The following is a 17,266-nucleotide window of genomic DNA, read 5'->3' as shown; positions in this document are numbered from 1 at the left end:
GCGGGGCCTTGGCCCTGATTCGCGGCGGGGCGGCCAGCGGGCGCTGCGCCCGGGCCGCCGACGGGGCCGGGCGTGCTTGGACGACGCCCGGTGGTGCGACGTCCCACAGATGCGGGACTCGGCACCGCCCGCTGTTCAGATCAGCGCTTGACGCGACCGTCGTTGGTCAGCATCGACAGCTCCACGAAGTTGGAGCCGACATGCTTGCCGGGTCGGAAGTTCACATTGAAGCCGCCGACGTTGTAGTTCGCCATCGACTCCAAGGCGGTGACCAGGCCCTCCCGGGTGGGGCGCGCCATGCGGCGGACGCCTTCGCTGAACACCTTGGCGGCGATGTAGCCCTCCATCGCGGTGTAGTTGAACTTCTGGCCGGCCTTGGTGGCGGCGGCCTGGTAGTCGGCGACCACGCCGATGCCCGCACCGAACGGATAGGGCATGACCTGGCTGACCACCACGCCCATCGCTTCCGGGCCCAGCTCGTCCAGCAGCGCCTGGGTGCCGACGAAGGACACGTTGTAGAACACGCCGCCATAACCGGCCTTGCGGGCGGCACGGATGAAGGCGGCGCAGCTCTTGTAGGCGCTGACCATCACGATGGCTTCCGGCGGTGCGCCGGTGCTCACCAGGTCCTTGACCGCCTTGGCCACGTCCACGGTGTTGCGCTCGACGGTGGAGACCGCCTGCGGCTGAATGGCCAGCGGCTTCATCGCACGCAGCACGCCGTCCAGACCGGCCTTGCCGTAGGCATCGTTCTGGTGGAAGACGGAGATGCGCATCAGGCCGAGCTGGGTCAGCTGCTTCACGATCAGCGCTGTCTCGTCGTAATACGAGGCACGGATGTGGAAGACCCAGGGGCTGGCCGGGTCACGCAGCGATTCGGCACCGGTCAGCGGCGCGAAGAACGGGATCTTGTTCTGGTTGACCAGCGGCAGCGCGGCCACCGAGGTCGGCGTGCCCACATAGCCGAACAGCGAGAACACGTCGTCGTTGATCAGCTTCTCGGTGTTGGCCTTGGCGCGGTCCGGCTCATAGCCGTCGTCCAGCGTGCGCAGCTCGATGGTGGTGCCGTTGATGCCGCCGGCTGCGTTCTGCGCATCGAAGAACATCTTGGCGCCGGCCTGCATCTGGATGCCCAGCTGCGCGGCGGGGCCGGTCAGCGGGACCGACTGTCCGAGGACCAGACGGCGGCGTTCCTGGGCCTGCACCCCAGTGCTGAAGGGCAGGGCGGCAAGCGCGCCCAGGGCGCTGACGGAGGCAAGAACATGACGGCGATGCAAGAGGAGCTCCCCTGGGATAGTTGTTTGGGCCGATCAAGCGGCTGCAGCCGGGGATGACAACCCGGCGGGACGACCGAGGGATCGTCCGGCACACCGCCCGGAAACGAGTTTGAGAAGATTGGCCCTCTGGCGCGCGAGCTTATCTGCTTGCGACGCCCCCGTTCGGTAAGTAAACGCAAGCCTGTGGCGGCTGTGCAATAGTTCGCGCATGTCCGCTGCCCCCACCGACCCCGCCGTGAGCCACACGCCACAACCTGACTCGTCAGTCGCCATCGCGTCCTCCTCCGAAATTCGAGTCGTCAAGGGCGCGTGTCCGCACGACTGTCCGGACACGTGCGCATTGCGCATCAGTGTGCAGGATGGTCGCGTCATCAAGGTGCAGGGTCAAGCGGAACATCCGAGCACCCACGGCGCGCTGTGCACCAAGGTCTCCCGCTATCCGGAGCGCACCTACCACGCCGAGCGGGTGCTTCACCCCCTCAAGCGGGTCAGCGCCAAGCACGAGGCGCCGCGTTTCGAGCGCATTTCCTGGGCCCAGGCGCTGACCGAGATCGGCGGACGGCTCAAGGCCATCGCCGACCGGGATCCGCAGGCCATCCTGCCCTACAGCTATGCCGGCACGATGGGCATGGTGCAAGGCGAGGCGATGGCCGGCCGCTTCTTCAACCGGCTCGGGGCCTCCTGCCTGGACCGCACCATCTGCGCCTCGGCCGGCGGGGCGGCGCTGACGGCCACCTATGGCGGCAAGGTCGGCATGCATCTGCCGCACTATGCGCAGGCCCGGCTGATCCTGATCTGGGGCAGCAACTCCATCGCCTCCAACCTGCATTTCTGGACCTTCGCCAACCAGGCCAAGCGCCACGGGGCCAAGCTGATCTGCATCGATCCGCGCAAGACCGAAACCGCCGACAAATGCCATCAACACCTGGCCTTGCTGCCGGGCACCGATGGCGCCCTGGCGCTGGGTCTGATGCATGAGCTGATCGCGCACGACTGGCTGGACCAGGACTACATCGATCGCCATGTCGACGGCTGGGCGGAACTCCGCGAGCGCGCCCTGGCGTGGCCGCCGGAGCGCACCGCCGAGGAATGCGGCCTCACCGCCGACGAGGTGCGCACCCTGGCGCGCGACTACGCCACCACCGCTCCCGCCGCCATCCGGCTGAACTACGGCATGCAACGGGTCCGCGGCGGCGGCAATGCGGTGCGCCTGATTGCCTTGCTGCCCTGCCTGACCGGCGCCTGGCGGCATCCGGCAGGCGGCATGCTGCTGTCGAGCTCCGGCTGGTTCGTGCCGTTCAAGAACCCGTCCCTGGAACGTCCGGAGCTGCGTGCCGGACGCCCGAGCCGGCTCGTCAACATGAGCACCATCGGCGACGACCTGTTGCGCCAGGCCGGCCCGGACTTCGGTCCCCGGATCGAGGCCGTGATCGTCTACAACAGCAATCCGGTCGCGGTGGCGCCTGAATCGCCCAAGGTCGTGGCCGGATTCCAGCGCGAGGACCTGCTGACGGTGGTGCTCGAGCACTTCATGACCGACACCGCCGACCTGGCGGACTATGTGCTGCCGGCGACCACCCAGCTCGAGCACCTGGACATCCACACCAGCTACGGCCATACCGATGTGCTGCTGAATCAGCCAGCCATCGCGCCGCTGGGCGAGTCCAAGCCCAACACCCAGATCTTTCGCGAGCTGGCCGCCGCCATGGGCTTCGACGAGCCGGCGTTCCTCGAGGACGACACCGCCCTGGTCCGCCAAGCCTTCAAGGCCGAGGTGGATTTCGACCAGCTCACCGAGCAAGGCTGGTTCACCCTGCCGCTGGCGCAGGCGCCCTTCGCCGAGGGCGGCTTCCCGGCGCCGGGTGGCAAGGCCGACGCCCGCGGCGCTGACTACCTGCCCAATTACGAGAGCCGACGCAGCGATCCGGCGCTGGCCGCCCGCTATCCGCTGGCGATGATCTCGCCGCCCGCGCGCAACTTCCTCAACAGCAGCTTCGTGAATGTGAAGAGCCTGCGGGACATCGAAGGCGAGCAATTGCTGGAAATGAACGCCGAGGATGCCGCCGCACGGGCCCTCACCGACGGCCAAACCGTTCGCGTCTTCAATGACCGCGGCAGCTATCAATGCCGGCTGATGGTGAGCGAGCGGGCGCGTGCGGGCGTGGTGCACGGGCTGGGCATCTGGTGGCGCAAGCTGGGCCTGGACGGCCGCAACGTCAACGAGGTCACCCATCAGCGGCTCACCGACCTGGGGCGTGCACCCTGCTTTTACGATTGCCTGGTGGAGGTCGCGGCGGCCTGAGCGCCGCCGCATCCTGATGCGCGGATTCAAGGCCGTGAGCATGCACCACAGCGGGCCGGACCGCCGCCGGGCTGCCTGGCAGGTGGCTTGGCGCGCCACGCTGCTGGGTGTCGCACTCTCGCTCCTGGGCGGCTGCGCCCAACTGGGCTACTACGGCCAGTCCCTCTCCGGGCACCTGTCGCTGGTGCGCGCGGCCAAGCCGGTGGACGAGTGGCTGGCGCAACCGGACCTCGATCCCAGCTTGCGTCGGCAACTGGCGCTGACAGTCTCGTTGCGGGAGTTCGCCTCGGCGCAACTGGGCCTGCCGGACAACGACAGCTACCGTCGCTATGCCGACCTGAAGCGCGGCGCAGCCGTCTGGAATGTGGTCGCCACGCCGGAATTGAGCCTGCAACTGCGCACCTGGTGCTATCCGATCATGGGATGCGCTGGCTACCGCGGCTATTTCAAGCCCGAAGCCGCCCAGGCGATGGCCGCCGAGCTGCGCAGCCAGGGGCTGGAGCCCTATGTGTATGGGGTGCCTGCCTATTCATCGCTGGGGTGGAGCAACTGGCTGGGCGGTGATCCGCTGCTCAACACCTTCATTCAATACCCGGAAGGCCAGTTGGCGCGCATGCTCTTTCATGAGCTGGCGCATCAGGTCGCCTACGCATCCGACGACACCACCTTCAATGAGAGCTTCGCCACTGCGGTCGAGCAGCTCGGCGTCGCACGCTGGCTGGCGACGCGTCCGGACGCCCTGAAGGAGGACGAGCAGGCCCGTGTGCGTCAGGACCAGGTCCAGGTCTTGCTCAGGACGGGGCGGGAGCAGTTGCAGAGCGTCTTCCAGAGCACCGCCAGCGACGACGAGAAGCGCGCGGCGAAAGCCGAAGTCTTCGTCCGGCTGCGTCGCGACTATGAGGTGCTCAAGCGCGACCAATGGGGCGGCGACACCCGCTATGACCGCTGGATCGCGGGCCTGAACACGGCGGCGCTGGCCATCCAGGGCAGCTACACCGACCTGGTGCCCGACTTCATCCGGCTGTTCGAGCGGCAAGGCCAGGACTGGCCTCGTTTCTACGCCGAAGTGCGGCGACTGGCAGCCCTGCCGCGCGAGGCCCGGCGCGCCGAGCTGGCGCAAGGCGTCGTGGCGACAAGCGAGGTCAGATCCGACCGGGTTGACGCGCCAACCCCGAACTGAGCCGATCGGCTGTTGAGGGTCGTCAACCCGCGGGCGCTGAACCCGGCCGATCGGCGTCCGACCTGGCCGATGTGGGCCGGGCGCGATTCATGCCGCCGGATGCTTCAACACACCGCCGCGAGCACGCACAATCCGCGGCACATCACGACTACACCGAGGAGCGGCAACGATGGCCGACATCCATGTCTTCCGAGCGCACGGCCTGGGCCTGGCGCGGGCACGCGAAATCGCATTCTCCTGGGCCGAAGAGGTCGAGCAGCGCTACGGTATGGCCTGCACCATCCATGAGGGCGAGGACAGCGACACCGTCGAATTCGTCCGCAGCGGGGTGAAGGGCAGCCTGGAAGTGACCGGTGAGAGCTTCGAGATGGAAGCCACGCTGGGCATGCTGCTCGGCGCGTTCAAGGCCAACATCGAAAGCGAGATCGAACGCGGCCTCGATGCGCTGCTGGCCAAGGAGGCCGCCGCCTCGGCGGCCGAGCCGTCCAAGGCCGCCAAGCGCCGACGCAGCTGAGCCGGCGGCCACCGGCCCCCGGCGGCTTGGAGGATGCCGACCGCAGGCCTACTTCAGCGATTCGACCAGGTCGATGTACTGCTGCATGGCCTCGTCGCTGCTCAGTCCCTTGAATCCGTTCCAGGCGTCCCACTTGGCCCGACCGACCATGTCGGTGAAGCCGGGGCGGTCGCCGTCCACATCGCCGCTGCTGGCCTGCTTGTAGAGCGCATACAGCTTCAGCAGGGTCATGTTGTCAGGGCGGTCCGGCAGTTGCTTGGATTCGGCGACGGCGGCTTCGAATTGGTCCTTCAGGCTCATGATGTCTCCCAGAGTGTTGAGCAGGTGGTCCGTTGCATGGTCACAATCGGAACGAGTGGCCGCGATATTACCCAGCGGCACCGGACCCCTTGTGTGGTGACGACTCTCTAGAGTGCATGAAAAAGATTCGTGAGTCCGCCCCGCGCCCTCGTCGGCGCCCGTCGGCGGCGCCACCGCCGCAGACCGATCCACCGGCCCGTGCCCACGCCAGGCCCCCGTCGCTGCCGCCCGGCACCGAGCGCATGGCGACGGTCGACACCGCCTGGCTGCGCCTCGATACGGCGTCCAGCCGGATGACGATCGTCGGCGTCTGGTTGCTGCGGCCCGGGATTCAGCTGCAGACGCTGCGTGCGCGGGTGTCTGAACGCCTGCTCCGCTACGGACGTTTTCGTCAGCGGGTCGAGGAGGACGGGCAGGGCGCGCTGTGGGTGGAAGACCCGGCCTTCGACCTCGACCGCCATGTGGTGCCCGAGACCCTCAAGCGCCGCCGCGGCCAGACCGGCGACGCGGCCCTGCAGGCGCGCGTGGCCGAGTTGGCGGCCGATCCACTCGATCGGGCGCGCCCGCTCTGGCAGTTTCATCTGGTGGAGCAGCATGACGGCGGCAGCGCGCTGATTGCGCGCCTGCACCACTGCATCGCCGATGGCATGGCCCTGATCGCGGTGATGCTGTCCATCACCGACGACGGACCGCCGCCGCCCGCCGCCACCGGCGCTCCGGGCGGCTTCGGGTCCCTGGGCGTGGACGGCGATCCCGAAGGCTTGGCCGACGCCATGCTCAAGCCGATCAGCGATTGGACGATCAAGGCGATCCGCGAGTCGGGCGCGACCCATGCTGCCGGTCCGGAAGGTCTCGGCACCGGCGTGGATGCGGGTGAACTGCTGGGCACCCAGGTGGCCAACGATCTGGCGGCGCTGGCCTTCGTCGAAGACGATTCCCCTACACGACTCAAAGGCCGACCCGGAAGCTTCAAGCGGGTGGCCTGGGGTCAGGGCTTGCCGCTGGACTCGGTCAAGGCCGTCAGCAAGTCCCTGGGTGTCTCCCTCAACGATGTGCTGCTGAGCTGCGTGGCCGGCGCCATCGGCGCCTATCTGCGGGCCAAGGGAGACGACACCCACGGTCAGGAAATCCGGGCCATGGTGCCGGTCAACCTGCGGCCGCTCTCCCAGGCTGGGCAGCTCGGAAACCGCTTCGGCGTGGTGCCGGTGGTGCTGCCCATCGGCATCGCCAATCCAGTGCGGCGGCTGTATGCGGTGCATGCGCGCATGCGGGAGGTCAAAGGCAGCCTCCAACCGGTCCTGGCCTTCGGTCTGATGGCCGCCGCCGGCATGCTGCGGCCCGAACACCAGTCCATGCTCAACGACTACAGCCGCAAAGCCACCGCGGTCATGACCAACGTGCCGGGGCCGGCCACACCGCTGCGGTTCTGCGGCTCCACCGTGGAGCGGGTGATGTTCTGGGTGCCGCAGTCCGGTGACATCGGCATGGGCGTGAGCCTGCTGACCTATGCGGGACAAGTCCAATTCGGCCTGATGACCGACGCCGGCCTGTGCCCCGATCCGTCGCTCATCATCCAGGCGTTCGAGCCGGAGTTTCAGAAGCTCCTCACGCTGGCGTTGATGCTGCCGTGGGAGGTGCCGGGGTGAATGCCGGCCCGTTTGTGGCGCTGTTGGACGGTCTGCGGTGGGGGCAGGCCGCCCACCTGCGCGTCACCGAGCGCCGTGCCTGAATCGGCCAGGGCCCCTCATCGTCAGGCGCTTCGCATTCCTCTTCGGAGCCCTGGCCGATTCAGGCACTCGAGTCGCCGACGTCTCATGGCGACCCGGTGTCCGGCGTCGGTGGTGGCTTGAATGTGGGCAGGTTGCGGTGTGGTGCGACCGCCCATACGTCGGTCACCGAGCGCCGTGCCCGAATCGGCCAGGGCCCCTCATCGTCAGGCGCTTCGCATTCCTCTTCGGAGCCCTGGCCGATTCAGGCACTCGAGTCACCGACGTCCCATGGCGACCCGGTGTCCGGCGTCGGTGGTGGCTTGAATGGGGGCAGGTTGCGGTGTGGTGCGACCGCCCATACGCTGGTCACCGAGCGCCGTGCCCGAATCGGCCAGGGCCCCTCCTCGTCAGGCGCTTCGCATTCCTCTTCGGAGCCCTGGCCGATTCAGGCACTCGATGCACCGTGCCCGCTGCCGGCCCGTTGCGTACGGACCTGCGGTTGGCGTTGTGAATGCGCTGGCGTTGGGGATCCGCTCAGCCGCGGATCTTGTAGCCGCGGCGCAGCAGCTCAAGGGCCAGTCCGGCGATGAGGACGAAGGCGGTGCCGACCACGGCCAGGCTGGTCCAGGGCGAGACATCGCTGACGCCGAAGAAGCCGTGCCGGAAGCCGTCGATCATGTAGAAGAACGGGTTCAGGTGGCTGACGCCCTGCCAGAACGGCGGCAGTGAATGCACCGAATAGAAGACGCCCGACAGGAAGGTCATCGGCATGATGATGAAGTTCTGGAAGGCCGCCATCTGGTCGAACTTCTCAGCCCACAGGCCAGCGATCAGGCCCAGCGAACCGAGCATTCCCGCGCCCAGCACGGCAAAGACCAGCACCCACAGCGGCTGTGCGAGTCCCGGCGGCGCAAACCAGCAGGTGACCAGGAACACGCCAAGTCCCACCATCAGCCCCCGCACCACCGAGGCGCCCGCATACGCCAGGAACCAGGCCCAGTGCGACAGCGGAGAGAGCAGCAGGAACACCAGGTTGCCGGTGATCTTGCTTTGGATGAGGGAGGAGGAACTGTTGGCGAAGGCGTTCTGCAGCACGCTCATCATCACCAGCCCCGGAATCAGGAAGCTGGTGTAGCCAACGGTGCCGTAGACCTTCACATGGTCCTCCAACACGTGGCCGAAGATCAGCAGGTAGAGCACCGCCGTCAGCACCGGTGCGCCGACGGTCTGGAAGGCGACCTTCCAGAAGCGCAGCACTTCCTTGTAGAACAGGGTGCGCGCGCCGGCAAGGCGAATGGGGAAGTGGGCAGCGCTCATGCATGAGCTCCTTGCATGATTTCGAGGAACACGTCCTCCAGGTCGGCGCGGCCGATCTCCAGGTCCTCGACCGGACAGGCCGCCTCGCGCAGCGTGGCGAGGATCGTCTCGACCTCCGCCGCGTCATGCGCCTTGATCTGGACAATCCGCCCGGTGACCCGCGATTGCGACAGCAACGACATCGGCAGCGCCGCATCGGTCTTGAACTGCAGCATGGTGGACGCCCGTCCGGCCAGCAGTTCGGAGGTGCGGTCCAGCGCCACGATGCGGCCCTGCTTGAGCATCGCAATGCGGTGGCACAGGGCCTCGGCCTCCTCCAGATAGTGGGTGGTGAGCAGCACGGTATGGCCCTCGCGGTTGAGCCGCGCAATGAATTGCCACAAGGTCTGGCGCAGCTCCACGTCCACGCCGGCCGTCGGCTCGTCCAGCACGATCACCGGCGGCCGGTGCACCAGCGCCTGCGCCACCAGCACCCGCCGCTTCATCCCGCCCGACAGCTGGCGCATGTTGAAGTGGGCCTTGTCCGCCAGTCCGAGGTTGAGCAGCAGCTCATCAATCCAGTCGTCGTTGTTCCGTACGCCGAAGTAGCCGCTCTGGATGCGCAAGGTCTCGCGCACGCTGAAGAAGGGATCGAACACCAGCTCCTGCGGCACGATGCCCAGCTTCTTGCGGGCCTCGGCATAGTCGTTCACCACATCGTGACCGAGCACCGACACCGCACCGCCGCTGGCCCGCGACAGGCCGCCCAGGATGCTGATCAGGCTGGTCTTGCCCGCACCGTTGGGTCCGAGCAGGCCGAAGAATTCACCGGGTTGGATGTCGAAGCTGACCTGATCCAGCGCCTTCACCTGGCCGGCGCGGTAGGTCTTGCTGACTTGATGGAAGCGAAGGGCGGGCGGACCGCCAGCCGGCGCGCTGGAGGCGGCCGGCGAGGTAGGGGGGCTTGCAAGCATGGGCGGCGATTGTAGGCAGCCGCCTTGAACCGTGTGGGCCCGGGGCTTTGCCGTCGCGCGCTCGTCACGGACCTGGGCAATGGCCGGTACGCTTGTCACGGTTCATCGAGGCATCACGCTGGAAATGCCCGATCTTGATGACAGAATCGCTGCATATCCGCACACAAGCCCATGGCCACCAAGAAGCCGCGACGCACCGCCGAACGAATCCTCGAAGTCACCCTGGATCTGTTCAACCGCTTTGGCGAACCGAACGTCTCCACCACGCTGATTTCGGCCGAACTCGGCATCTCGCCCGGCAACCTCTACTACCACTACCCGGCCAAGGACGAGCTGATCAACGCGCTGTTCGGCCGCTACGAGCGCGCGCTCTCCGAGCTGCTGGGCGCCTCCGACAACGTGCGCAATGTGGAGGACGCCTGGCTGTTCTTCCACATGCTCTTCGAGCTGATCTGGCAGCACCGGTTCCTGTACCGCGACCTCAACGACCTGCTCTCCAAGAACCGCAAGCTGGAGACCCATTTCCAGAACGTGCTGGCCCAGAAGAACCAGGCCATGGCGGCCATCCTGGGCGGCTTGCAGGCCGGCGGCGCGCTCACCATGCAGGTCCGCGAGGCCGTGCCCACGGCCAATGCGATGGTGGTGCTGCTCAGCTACTGGCTGAGCTATGAATATGTCCGCGACCCCCGCAATGCGCTGGAGCCCGACCGCGCCGGCGAGGCACTGATGCGCGGCGCCTTTCATGTGCTCGGCCTGTTGCTGCCCTATCTGGAGCCGGCATCGCGCGAGCATCTGTTCAAGCTGGTCGAGCAATACCAGGCACCGTCTGCATCGTCGAGCGGTCAGCCCACATCAGCCACCACGGCCACCACGGCCACACTGGCCGCAGGCGGTTCGGAGTCGGGCAGTCCACCGCGTTGAACGTCGCACGGCGTCGTTAGCAGCACGCGCGACCTGGCCGATCGGCACAAACCCTGAATTTGTGCGGAAGCGGCCCCCGCAAACGCGGATGGCGATGCAAAAAGCAACCCTATAAGCTAGGGATATCTTGTCACCCGTTCCTCTGAGGGAGCTGTCCGAATGAAGCACGTCCTGAGCACCACCGCCGCTGCTGCCGTCCTGGCCCTGATCGCTCCGCTGGCGCACGCCGCGGCGGAAAACAGCGAAGCCCAATCGCTGCGCGCCGAATGCGCCGCCCAGCATGCCGTCAGCTTCGACGCGCCGGCCCAGTCCAACGAGTACCGCTTCGTCTACAGCAAAGGACAGTACCGCGGCGAAGCCAAGGACGGCCAGCCCGTGGCCTGCGCTCAGGCCCAGTACGGCGAATTCCTGGCCAGCGCCGACCCGGTGCGCGTCATGAATGCCTATCCCACCGCCGCCGGCCGCGCCAAGGTGACGGGCAAGGCCGCCAGCAAGTAAGCCCGCCGCCCGATCGCCGAAGGGTGTCGAAGAACGCCGCTGAACGCTGCCAAACGCCGCCGACAGGCGGCGTTTGTCTTTGCGGCGACGAGGCTCGCGACCGCCCGCGGCGACGGCCTCCGCTGCCAGGGCCAACGGCGCGCAAGCGGGCCCGCCCGCGACGATCCGTAGTGATCCGGCCCGCGCTGCCAAATCCCCCGGGCGCCTACGGCTCACCCTCGACGATACAATCGCCGCCATCATGGCCGACCCGACCCCCACCGAAGTTCAAAGCTACATCGCCCAAGGCTTGGCCTGCACCGAGCTGCAGGTCGAGGGCGATGGCCGTCATTTCTTCGCCACCATCGTGTCGGCCGAGTTCGATGGCCTGAGCCGGGTCAAGCGTCATCAGCGCGTGTACCAGGCGCTGGGCGACCGGATGCGCGAGCAGATCCACGCGCTGTCCATGAAGACCCTGACGCCCACCGAATGGGCGCAGCAGGGCACCGACCTGCATCACCATTCCTGACAGCCACCCAGCTTTGCAGCGGGTGGCGGTGTGGCGCCGTCCGGTGATCCCGCTGCCGTCCCGCTGAACCGATACGTTCACGAGGACACCGCATGATCACCCTGGCACTCTCCAAGGGCCGCATCTTCGAAGAGACCCTGCCGCTGCTGGCCGCTGCTGGCATCCGCGTGCTGGAAGATCCGGACAGCTCCCGCAAACTCATCCTGCCGACCAACCAGGACGCCGTGCGCGTCGTGCTGGTGCGCGCCACCGACGTGCCCACCTATGTGGAATACGGCGGCGCCGACATTGGCGTGGCCGGCCGGGACGTGCTGATCGAGCACGGCGGCGCCGGCCTGTATCAGCCGCTGGACCTGCGCATCGCGGCCTGCCGCATGAGCGTGGCCGTGCGCAATGACTTCGACTACGAACATGCCGTGCGCCAGGGCTCCCGCATCCGGGTCGCCACCAAGTACACCGGCATCGCCCGCCAGCATTTCGCGGACAAGGGCGTTCACGTCGACCTGATCAAGCTCTACGGCTCGATGGAGCTGGCGCCGCTGACCGGCCTGGCCGATGCCATCGTCGACCTGGTCTCCACCGGCAGCACCCTCAAGGCCAACCGGCTGGTGGAGGTGGAGCGGATCATGGAGATCTCGTCGCGGCTGGTGGTCAACCAGGCCGCGCTCAAGCTCAAGCGCGAGACGCTCAAGCCCTTGATCGATGCGATCGCCTCGGCGATTCCGTCGTCCCCCGTTGCCGCCTGATCAGGAGCGCCCGATGCTCAACCTGCGTACCCTCCGTACCGCCGACGCGGACTTCGAGGCCGAATTCAAGCGTGTGCTGCACTGGTCCGCCGAGACGGATGCGGCCATCGAAACCCGCGTTGCCGAGATCCTGGCCGATGTTCGCCAACGGGGCGACGCCGCCGTGCTCGCCTACACCGCCCGCTTCGACGGCCTGCAGGCCGGCTCGATGGCTGAGCTGGAACTCACCCGTGAAGAGCTGAAGGCCGCCTTCGACGGCTTGCCCGAGGCGCAGTCGCACGCCCTGACGCAGGCCGCCGAGCGTGTTCGCCGCTACCACGAGCGCCAGAAGAAGGCCTGCGGCGAGAGCTGGAGCTATCACGACGAAGACGGCACGCTGCTGGGCCAGAAGGTCACGCCGCTGGACCGCGTCGGCATCTATGTGCCGGGCGGCAAGGCGGCCTACCCGTCCAGCGTGCTGATGAATGCCATCCCCGCGCAGGTCGCCGGCGTGCCGGAGATCGTCATGGTCGTGCCCACGCCGCGCGGTGAGAAGAATCCGCTGGTGCTGGCCGCCGCCTATGTGGCGGGCGTGCATCGCGCCTTCACCGTCGGCGGCGCACAGGCAGTGGCCGCATTGGCCTACGGCACAGCCACCGTGCCCCGTGTCGACAAGATCACCGGCCCCGGCAATGCCTATGTCGCCAGCGCGAAAAAGCATGTGTTCGGCCAGGTCGGCATCGACATGATCGCCGGCCCCAGCGAGATCCTGGTGCTGGCCGACGGCACCACTCCGCCGGACTGGGTGGCGATGGACCTCTTCAGCCAGGCCGAGCACGACGAACTGGCGCAGAGCATCCTGCTCTGCCCGGACGCGGACTACATCGCCCAGGTGCGGTCGTCGATCGAGCGGCTGCTGCCCGACATGCCCCGGCGCGACGTGATCCGCGCCTCGCTGGAAGGGCGCGGCGCGCTGATCCACACCCGCTCGATGGACGAGGCCTGCGAGATCAGCAACCGCATCGCGCCGGAGCACCTGGAAGTCTCCAGCAACGAGCCGCACCGCTGGGAGCCGCTGCTGCGCCATGCCGGGGCGATCTTCCTCGGTGCGTTCACCAGCGAGTCGCTGGGCGACTATTGCGCCGGTCCCAACCATGTGCTGCCGACTTCCGGCACCGCGCGGTTCTCGTCGCCACTGGGCGTTTACGACTTCCAGAAACGATCCAGCCTGATCGAAGTCAGCGAGGCCGGCGCACAGGTGCTGGGCCCCATCGCCGCCACGCTCGCCTATGGCGAAGGCCTGCAGGCCCACGCGCAGGCGGCGGAGTTCCGACTCAAGCGTTGACCGCCAGCCGCCCCGGGGCGGGCCGCCGCTGGCGCACCCTGTTCGGGTCGCTATCGGACGCTGGGTCAATGGCGGAATGCTGCATCGCGGCTGACGGGACGCGGTCTCGTTTGCAGGCCATCCTTGTGGCAGCGTTGTCGTTTCAGATGTGCACGCGAAGTGCGATAAAGCACCGCTTTTTCATTGTTTGGGCGACCCTCGCCCCCAGGTGAACTGCACTAGCATCGTCCGGCTGGGTCAACAACATGGGGCGATGAGCATGAAGGTCTCGGATCTGCGTGTGGGCGTGCGGATTTCGCTGGGATTCGCAGCGGTGCTGCTGGCGACGGTGATCGTGGGGCTGGTGGCGATCAGCCGGCTCAATGTCATCCAGGGCAATGTCACCGTGATGGCCACCAACTGGGTGCCGTCGATCAACGCCATCAACGTGCTGCGCGGTCAATTGAACGACCTGCGCCGCGCCGAGATGTCGATGTGCCTGCAAGAGGTCATCCTCGAGGTCGAGAAAGAGCAGGACCGCATCAAGCGCATCCGTGGGACGCTGCTGCCTGAATCGATCAAGCAATACGACGGGTTGGTGTCCCTGCCGCAAGAGCGCACCGCCTGGACCGATGCGCAGGCTCAACTGAGCGCCTTTCTCGCGATTCAGGATCGGCTCATTGCTTTCCGCAAGGCGGGCGAGCGCGGCAACTATCTGACGACCGTCACCACCGAATCGGGGGTCCAGTTCCTCAAGCTGATGGCGTCCATCGACACCTTGGTCAAGATCAATACCGAGGGTGCGCAGCAGAGTTTTGTCGAATCCGAGAAGACCTACAGCACCGTGGTGACCACCATGGCCGCGCTGATCGCCGTCGCGCTGGCGGCGGGCGGGGCGCTGGCCTGGTTCCTGACCACCAGCACGGTGCGCCCGCTCACCCAGATGGTGGCGGTGGCCCGGCGTGTGGCGGAAGGCAACCTGACGGTGGAGGTCGACACCTCGCGCGGCGACGAGCTGGGCCAACTGGCCAAGGCGCTGTCGGAAATGAAGGATGCGCTCAATCGCTCGCTGTCGGCGGTGCGCAGCAGCGCGGAGAGCATTGCGATGTCGAGCAATGAGGTTGCGGCTGGCAGCAGCGACCTGTCGGCACGCACCGAGCAGATGGCGGCGAATCTGGAAGAGACCTCGGCCACCATGCAGGCGCTGACCGACACCGTCCGCCAGAACGCCGACGCCACCCAGCAGGCCAGCCAGCTCGCGCTCAGTGCCAGCGAGGTCGCAGACCGGGGCGGCGTGGTGGTGTCCAACGTGGTGAACACCATGGACGAGATCAATTCGGCCTCCCGCAGGATCGCCGACATCATCGGCACCATCGACGGCATTGCCTTCCAGACCAACATCCTCGCCCTGAACGCGGCGGTGGAAGCCGCACGGGCGGGCGAACAGGGCCGCGGTTTCGCGGTCGTTGCCAGCGAGGTGCGCTCCCTGGCCCAGCGCAGCGCCGAGGCCGCCCGCGAGATCAAGGCCCTGATCGGCTCCTCGGTGGAACGGGTGGAGGTGGGGGCGCGGCTGGTCGGCGATGCCGGCAACACCATGCGCGAGATCGTGGATGCGGTGCAGCGGGTCACCGACATCATTCAGGAAATCTCCGGCGCGACCCAGGCGCAGAGCACCAGCATCACCGAAGTCGGCCAGGCCGTTCAGCGCCTGGACGAGGTGACCCAGCAAAACGCCGCCTTGGTCGAGGAGTCCAGTGCCGCCTCCGAATCTCTGCGCGAGCAGGCGGGCGCGCTGCAACAGGTGGTGGCGCAGTTCCGGTTGCAGTCCTGATCTGGCCGGAGGAGGGCGGCAGGGCGTCGGATTGAGATCACACGAAGTTAGTGTTCCACGAACTTCGTGTTAATCTCGCGGCGTCATGAAGAATGTCACCGTCACCATGGAAGACAGCGTCGCCGAGTGGGCGAGGCTGGAAGCGGCGCGGCGCAATACCAGCGTGTCGCGGCTGGTGGGCGAACTGCTGGCCGAGAAAATGCATCATGACGATGCCTACCAGCGGGCCCTGCAGGACTGGTTGCATCGCGAGCGCACCTGGGCGTCGGACGGTCGACCCTACCCCGGCCGGGAGTCGCTGTGAGCGCCGCTGCCTTGCCGGTGATCGCGCTGCAGGCGCCGGTCTTTGTGGACACCTCGGTCCTCATCCTGAGCGAGGACGGCGCCGATGCCGCCCACCGCGAGCAGGCCATGCGCTGGTTGAAAGCCCTGTGGCAGCAACGGCTGGGCCGGGTCTCCACCCAGGTGCTCAATGATCTCTACCGCACCCTCACCACCCGGGTCACGCCGCCCATGCCCAATGGCGACGCGCGCGCGGAGGTCCGGCGCTACCAGCGCTGGCAGCCCTGGGCGATCGACCATGCCACCGTCGAATCCGCCTGGTCGCTGGAAAGCCGGTTCAACCTGCCCTATTCAGATGCGCTGATCGTGGCCGCCGCCAAGGCCCAAGGCTGTGAGACCTTGCTGAGCCTGGCGCTGCCGCATCAGCAGCTGTATGACAGCGTCACCATCCTCCATCCGCTGCTGGCTGTGCCAGCGGACGCCCCGACATGAGTACCCCCCTCGACAACGCCCTGAACTGTCTGCGTGACGACGTCCGTGCCATGCACGCCTATCAGGTGCACAGCGCTGCCGGCCTGCTGAAGCTGGACGCGATGGAGAACCCTTACCGTCTGCCGCAGGAACTGCAGCAGGCGCTGGGTGAGCGCCTCGGGCAGGTGGCCATCAACCGCTATCCCGCTGAACGTGTGCAGGATCTGGCGCGTGCCCTTGCTGCTCATGCGCGGATGCCTGCGGACAAGGGCCTGATGCTGGGCAACGGCTCGGACGAGCTGATCTCGCTGCTGGCGATGGCCATCTGCAAGCCCGGCGCCACCGTGCTCGCACCGGTGCCGGGCTTCGTCATGTATGAGCTCTCGGCCCGCTACCAGGGACTTCGGTTCGTCGGCGTGCCCTTGACCGCCGATTTCGAGCTGGACGAATCCGCCATGCTCGCCGCCATCGCGCGTGACCAGCCGGCGCTGATCTACCTGGCCTATCCCAACAACCCGACGGCCAACCTGTGGGACCCGGCAACGATCGAACGCATCGTCCAGGCCGCTCCGGGCCTGGTGGTGATGGATGAGGCCTATCAGCCCTTCGCCTCCCGCGACGCGATGGACCTGCTGGCCCGCTATCCGCAGGTGCTGGTGATGCGCACGATGAGCAAGTTCGGCCTGGCCGGCGTGCGCATCGGCTATCTGATGGGCGATGCCGAGCTGGTGCATCAGATCGACAAGCTGCGCCCGCCCTACAACATCAGCGTGCTGAATGCCGAGGCGGGTCTGTTCGCCCTGGAACATGCCGATGTCTATGAGCGCCAGGCCGCCGAACTGCGCCACGAGCGCGCCCAGCTGCAATCGGCGCTGGCCGGCCTGCCTGGCGTCCAGGTGTTCCCCAGCGAAGGCAACATGATCCTGATCCGCGTGCCGGAGGCGAATGCGCTGCATGCGGACCTGAAGTCCCGCGGGGTCTTGGTGAAGAATGTCTCCGGCATGCACGCGTTGCTGGCAGGATGCCTGCGATTGACCGTCGGCACGCCAGAGGAAAACGCCGCCATGCTGGCCGCGCTCCAGGGCGCGCTGGGGTCGGCCTGAATCGCACTGCCCGTTCCCGACGCTGATCCCGATCCGACCCGATCCGATCCC

General features: G+C 67.1%; 17 protein-coding genes. 13 read left to right on the top strand and 4 right to left on the bottom strand.

What is annotated here, in order from left to right:
• Positions 1–140: 140 nt before the first annotated feature.
• On the bottom strand, positions 141–1,277 hold the full coding sequence (locus N4261_RS21265; RefSeq protein ID WP_354005380.1) for an ABC transporter substrate-binding protein: 1,137 nt from the start codon (positions 1,275–1,277) through the stop codon (positions 141–143).
• 208 nt (positions 1,278–1,485) lie between these two features.
• On the opposite strand from N4261_RS21265, the gene N4261_RS21260 reads away from it, so the two are divergent.
• The 3 genes from N4261_RS21260 to N4261_RS21250 all read left to right on the top strand — a co-directional run bounded on the left by N4261_RS21260 (position 1,486) and on the right by N4261_RS21250 (position 5,273).
• Positions 1,486–3,579 carry a molybdopterin-containing oxidoreductase family protein gene (locus N4261_RS21260; RefSeq protein WP_261757248.1) on the top strand — a complete coding sequence of 698 codons (2,094 nt, stop codon included), beginning with the start codon at positions 1,486–1,488 and terminating at the stop codon, positions 3,577–3,579.
• A 40-nt stretch (positions 3,580–3,619) separates the two neighbouring features.
• Positions 3,620–4,759 (top strand): aminopeptidase, encoded by a 1,140-nt coding sequence (locus N4261_RS21255; RefSeq protein ID WP_261760800.1) that lies wholly within the window; start codon positions 3,620–3,622, stop codon positions 4,757–4,759.
• A 169-nt stretch (positions 4,760–4,928) separates the two neighbouring features.
• Positions 4,929–5,273: a polyhydroxyalkanoic acid system family protein gene (locus N4261_RS21250; RefSeq protein WP_261757247.1), complete on the top strand. Its 345-nt coding sequence runs from the start codon at positions 4,929–4,931 to the stop codon at positions 5,271–5,273.
• A 48-nt stretch (positions 5,274–5,321) separates the two neighbouring features.
• On the opposite strand, the gene N4261_RS21245 is transcribed toward N4261_RS21250, so the two are convergent.
• Positions 5,322–5,573, bottom strand: a complete 252-nt coding sequence (locus tag N4261_RS21245; RefSeq protein WP_261757246.1) for an acyl-CoA-binding protein — start codon at positions 5,571–5,573, stop codon at positions 5,322–5,324.
• A 116-nt stretch (positions 5,574–5,689) separates the two neighbouring features.
• On the opposite strand from N4261_RS21245, the gene N4261_RS21240 reads away from it, so the two are divergent.
• Positions 5,690–7,219 carry a wax ester/triacylglycerol synthase family O-acyltransferase gene (locus N4261_RS21240; RefSeq protein WP_354005379.1) on the top strand — a complete coding sequence of 510 codons (1,530 nt, stop codon included), beginning with the start codon at positions 5,690–5,692 and terminating at the stop codon, positions 7,217–7,219.
• A 597-nt stretch (positions 7,220–7,816) separates the two neighbouring features.
• On the opposite strand, the gene N4261_RS21235 is transcribed toward N4261_RS21240, so the two are convergent.
• Complete coding sequence (locus N4261_RS21235; RefSeq protein WP_261757245.1) at positions 7,817–8,599, bottom strand: ABC transporter permease; 783 nt, start codon at positions 8,597–8,599, stop codon at positions 7,817–7,819.
• Positions 8,596–9,552, bottom strand: coding sequence for an ABC transporter ATP-binding protein (locus N4261_RS21230; RefSeq protein ID WP_261757244.1), 957 nt, complete (start codon positions 9,550–9,552; stop codon positions 8,596–8,598). The genes N4261_RS21235 and N4261_RS21230 overlap by 4 nt, the downstream gene beginning before the upstream one ends.
• Positions 9,553–9,723: 171 nt before the next feature.
• On the opposite strand from N4261_RS21230, the gene N4261_RS21225 reads away from it, so the two are divergent.
• The 9 genes from N4261_RS21225 to hisC all read left to right on the top strand — a co-directional run bounded on the left by N4261_RS21225 (position 9,724) and on the right by hisC (position 17,215).
• Positions 9,724–10,473, top strand: a complete 750-nt coding sequence (locus N4261_RS21225; protein WP_261757243.1) for a TetR/AcrR family transcriptional regulator — start codon at positions 9,724–9,726, stop codon at positions 10,471–10,473.
• A 159-nt stretch (positions 10,474–10,632) separates the two neighbouring features.
• The gene (locus N4261_RS21220) at positions 10,633–10,971 is read left to right on the top strand and encodes a hypothetical protein (protein WP_261757242.1); all 339 of its coding nucleotides are present in this window, start codon (positions 10,633–10,635) and stop codon (positions 10,969–10,971) included.
• A gap of 241 nt (positions 10,972–11,212) precedes the next feature.
• A complete protein-coding gene (locus tag N4261_RS21215) occupies positions 11,213–11,479 on the top strand; it encodes a BolA family protein (protein WP_261757241.1) in 267 nt (88 codons plus the stop codon).
• Between the two features lie 92 nt (positions 11,480–11,571).
• A complete protein-coding gene (gene hisG / locus N4261_RS21210) occupies positions 11,572–12,225 on the top strand; it encodes an ATP phosphoribosyltransferase (RefSeq protein ID WP_261757240.1) in 654 nt (217 codons plus the stop codon).
• 13 nt (positions 12,226–12,238) lie between these two features.
• Positions 12,239–13,549 carry a histidinol dehydrogenase gene (hisD, locus tag N4261_RS21205; protein ID WP_261757239.1) on the top strand — a complete coding sequence of 437 codons (1,311 nt, stop codon included), beginning with the start codon at positions 12,239–12,241 and terminating at the stop codon, positions 13,547–13,549.
• A 253-nt stretch (positions 13,550–13,802) separates the two neighbouring features.
• Positions 13,803–15,359: a methyl-accepting chemotaxis protein gene (locus N4261_RS26100; protein ID WP_290428836.1), complete on the top strand. Its 1,557-nt coding sequence runs from the start codon at positions 13,803–13,805 to the stop codon at positions 15,357–15,359.
• A gap of 85 nt (positions 15,360–15,444) precedes the next feature.
• Positions 15,445–15,663, top strand: a complete 219-nt coding sequence (locus N4261_RS21190; protein ID WP_261757238.1) for a CopG family transcriptional regulator — start codon at positions 15,445–15,447, stop codon at positions 15,661–15,663.
• On the top strand, positions 15,660–16,133 hold the full coding sequence (locus N4261_RS21185) for a PIN domain-containing protein (protein ID WP_261757237.1): 474 nt from the start codon (positions 15,660–15,662) through the stop codon (positions 16,131–16,133). Before N4261_RS21190 ends, N4261_RS21185 begins: the two co-directional genes overlap by 4 nt.
• On the top strand, positions 16,130–17,215 hold the full coding sequence (gene hisC / locus N4261_RS21180; RefSeq protein WP_261757236.1) for a histidinol-phosphate transaminase: 1,086 nt from the start codon (positions 16,130–16,132) through the stop codon (positions 17,213–17,215). Before N4261_RS21185 ends, hisC begins: the two co-directional genes overlap by 4 nt.
• Positions 17,216–17,266: the final 51 nt, after the last annotated feature.

Origin of the sequence: Roseateles amylovorans (assembly GCF_025398155.2) — a bacterium.
Classification (GTDB): Bacteria; Pseudomonadota; Gammaproteobacteria; order Burkholderiales; family Burkholderiaceae_C; genus Roseateles; species Roseateles amylovorans.
Note: the sequence above shows the minus strand (reverse complement) of the source record. Positions and strands in the feature narration are given on the sequence as shown.

Bases quoted from the DNA above. Each gene is read 5' to 3' on its own strand.
- N4261_RS21260 (WP_261757248.1), top strand. From the start codon at position 1,486: ATGTCCGCTGCCCCCACCGACCCCGCCGTGAGCCACACGCCACAACCT.
- N4261_RS21255 (WP_261760800.1), top strand. From the start codon at position 3,620: ATGCACCACAGCGGGCCGGACCGCCGCCGGGCTGCCTGGCAGGTGGCT.
- N4261_RS21250 (WP_261757247.1), top strand. From the start codon at position 4,929: ATGGCCGACATCCATGTCTTCCGAGCGCACGGCCTGGGCCTGGCGCGG.
- N4261_RS21245 (WP_261757246.1), bottom strand. From the start codon at position 5,573: ATGAGCCTGAAGGACCAATTCGAAGCCGCCGTCGCCGAATCCAAGCAA.
- N4261_RS21240 (WP_354005379.1), top strand. From the start codon at position 5,690: ATGAAAAAGATTCGTGAGTCCGCCCCGCGCCCTCGTCGGCGCCCGTCG.
- N4261_RS21235 (WP_261757245.1), bottom strand. From the start codon at position 8,599: ATGAGCGCTGCCCACTTCCCCATTCGCCTTGCCGGCGCGCGCACCCTG.
- N4261_RS21230 (WP_261757244.1), bottom strand. From the start codon at position 9,552: ATGCTTGCAAGCCCCCCTACCTCGCCGGCCGCCTCCAGCGCGCCGGCT.
- N4261_RS21225 (WP_261757243.1), top strand. From the start codon at position 9,724: ATGGCCACCAAGAAGCCGCGACGCACCGCCGAACGAATCCTCGAAGTC.
- N4261_RS21220 (WP_261757242.1), top strand. From the start codon at position 10,633: ATGAAGCACGTCCTGAGCACCACCGCCGCTGCTGCCGTCCTGGCCCTG.
- N4261_RS21215 (WP_261757241.1), top strand. From the start codon at position 11,213: ATGGCCGACCCGACCCCCACCGAAGTTCAAAGCTACATCGCCCAAGGC.
- hisG (WP_261757240.1), top strand. From the start codon at position 11,572: ATGATCACCCTGGCACTCTCCAAGGGCCGCATCTTCGAAGAGACCCTG.
- hisD (WP_261757239.1), top strand. From the start codon at position 12,239: ATGCTCAACCTGCGTACCCTCCGTACCGCCGACGCGGACTTCGAGGCC.
- N4261_RS26100 (WP_290428836.1), top strand. From the start codon at position 13,803: ATGAGCATGAAGGTCTCGGATCTGCGTGTGGGCGTGCGGATTTCGCTG.
- N4261_RS21190 (WP_261757238.1), top strand. From the start codon at position 15,445: ATGAAGAATGTCACCGTCACCATGGAAGACAGCGTCGCCGAGTGGGCG.
- hisC (WP_261757236.1), top strand. From the start codon at position 16,130: ATGAGTACCCCCCTCGACAACGCCCTGAACTGTCTGCGTGACGACGTC.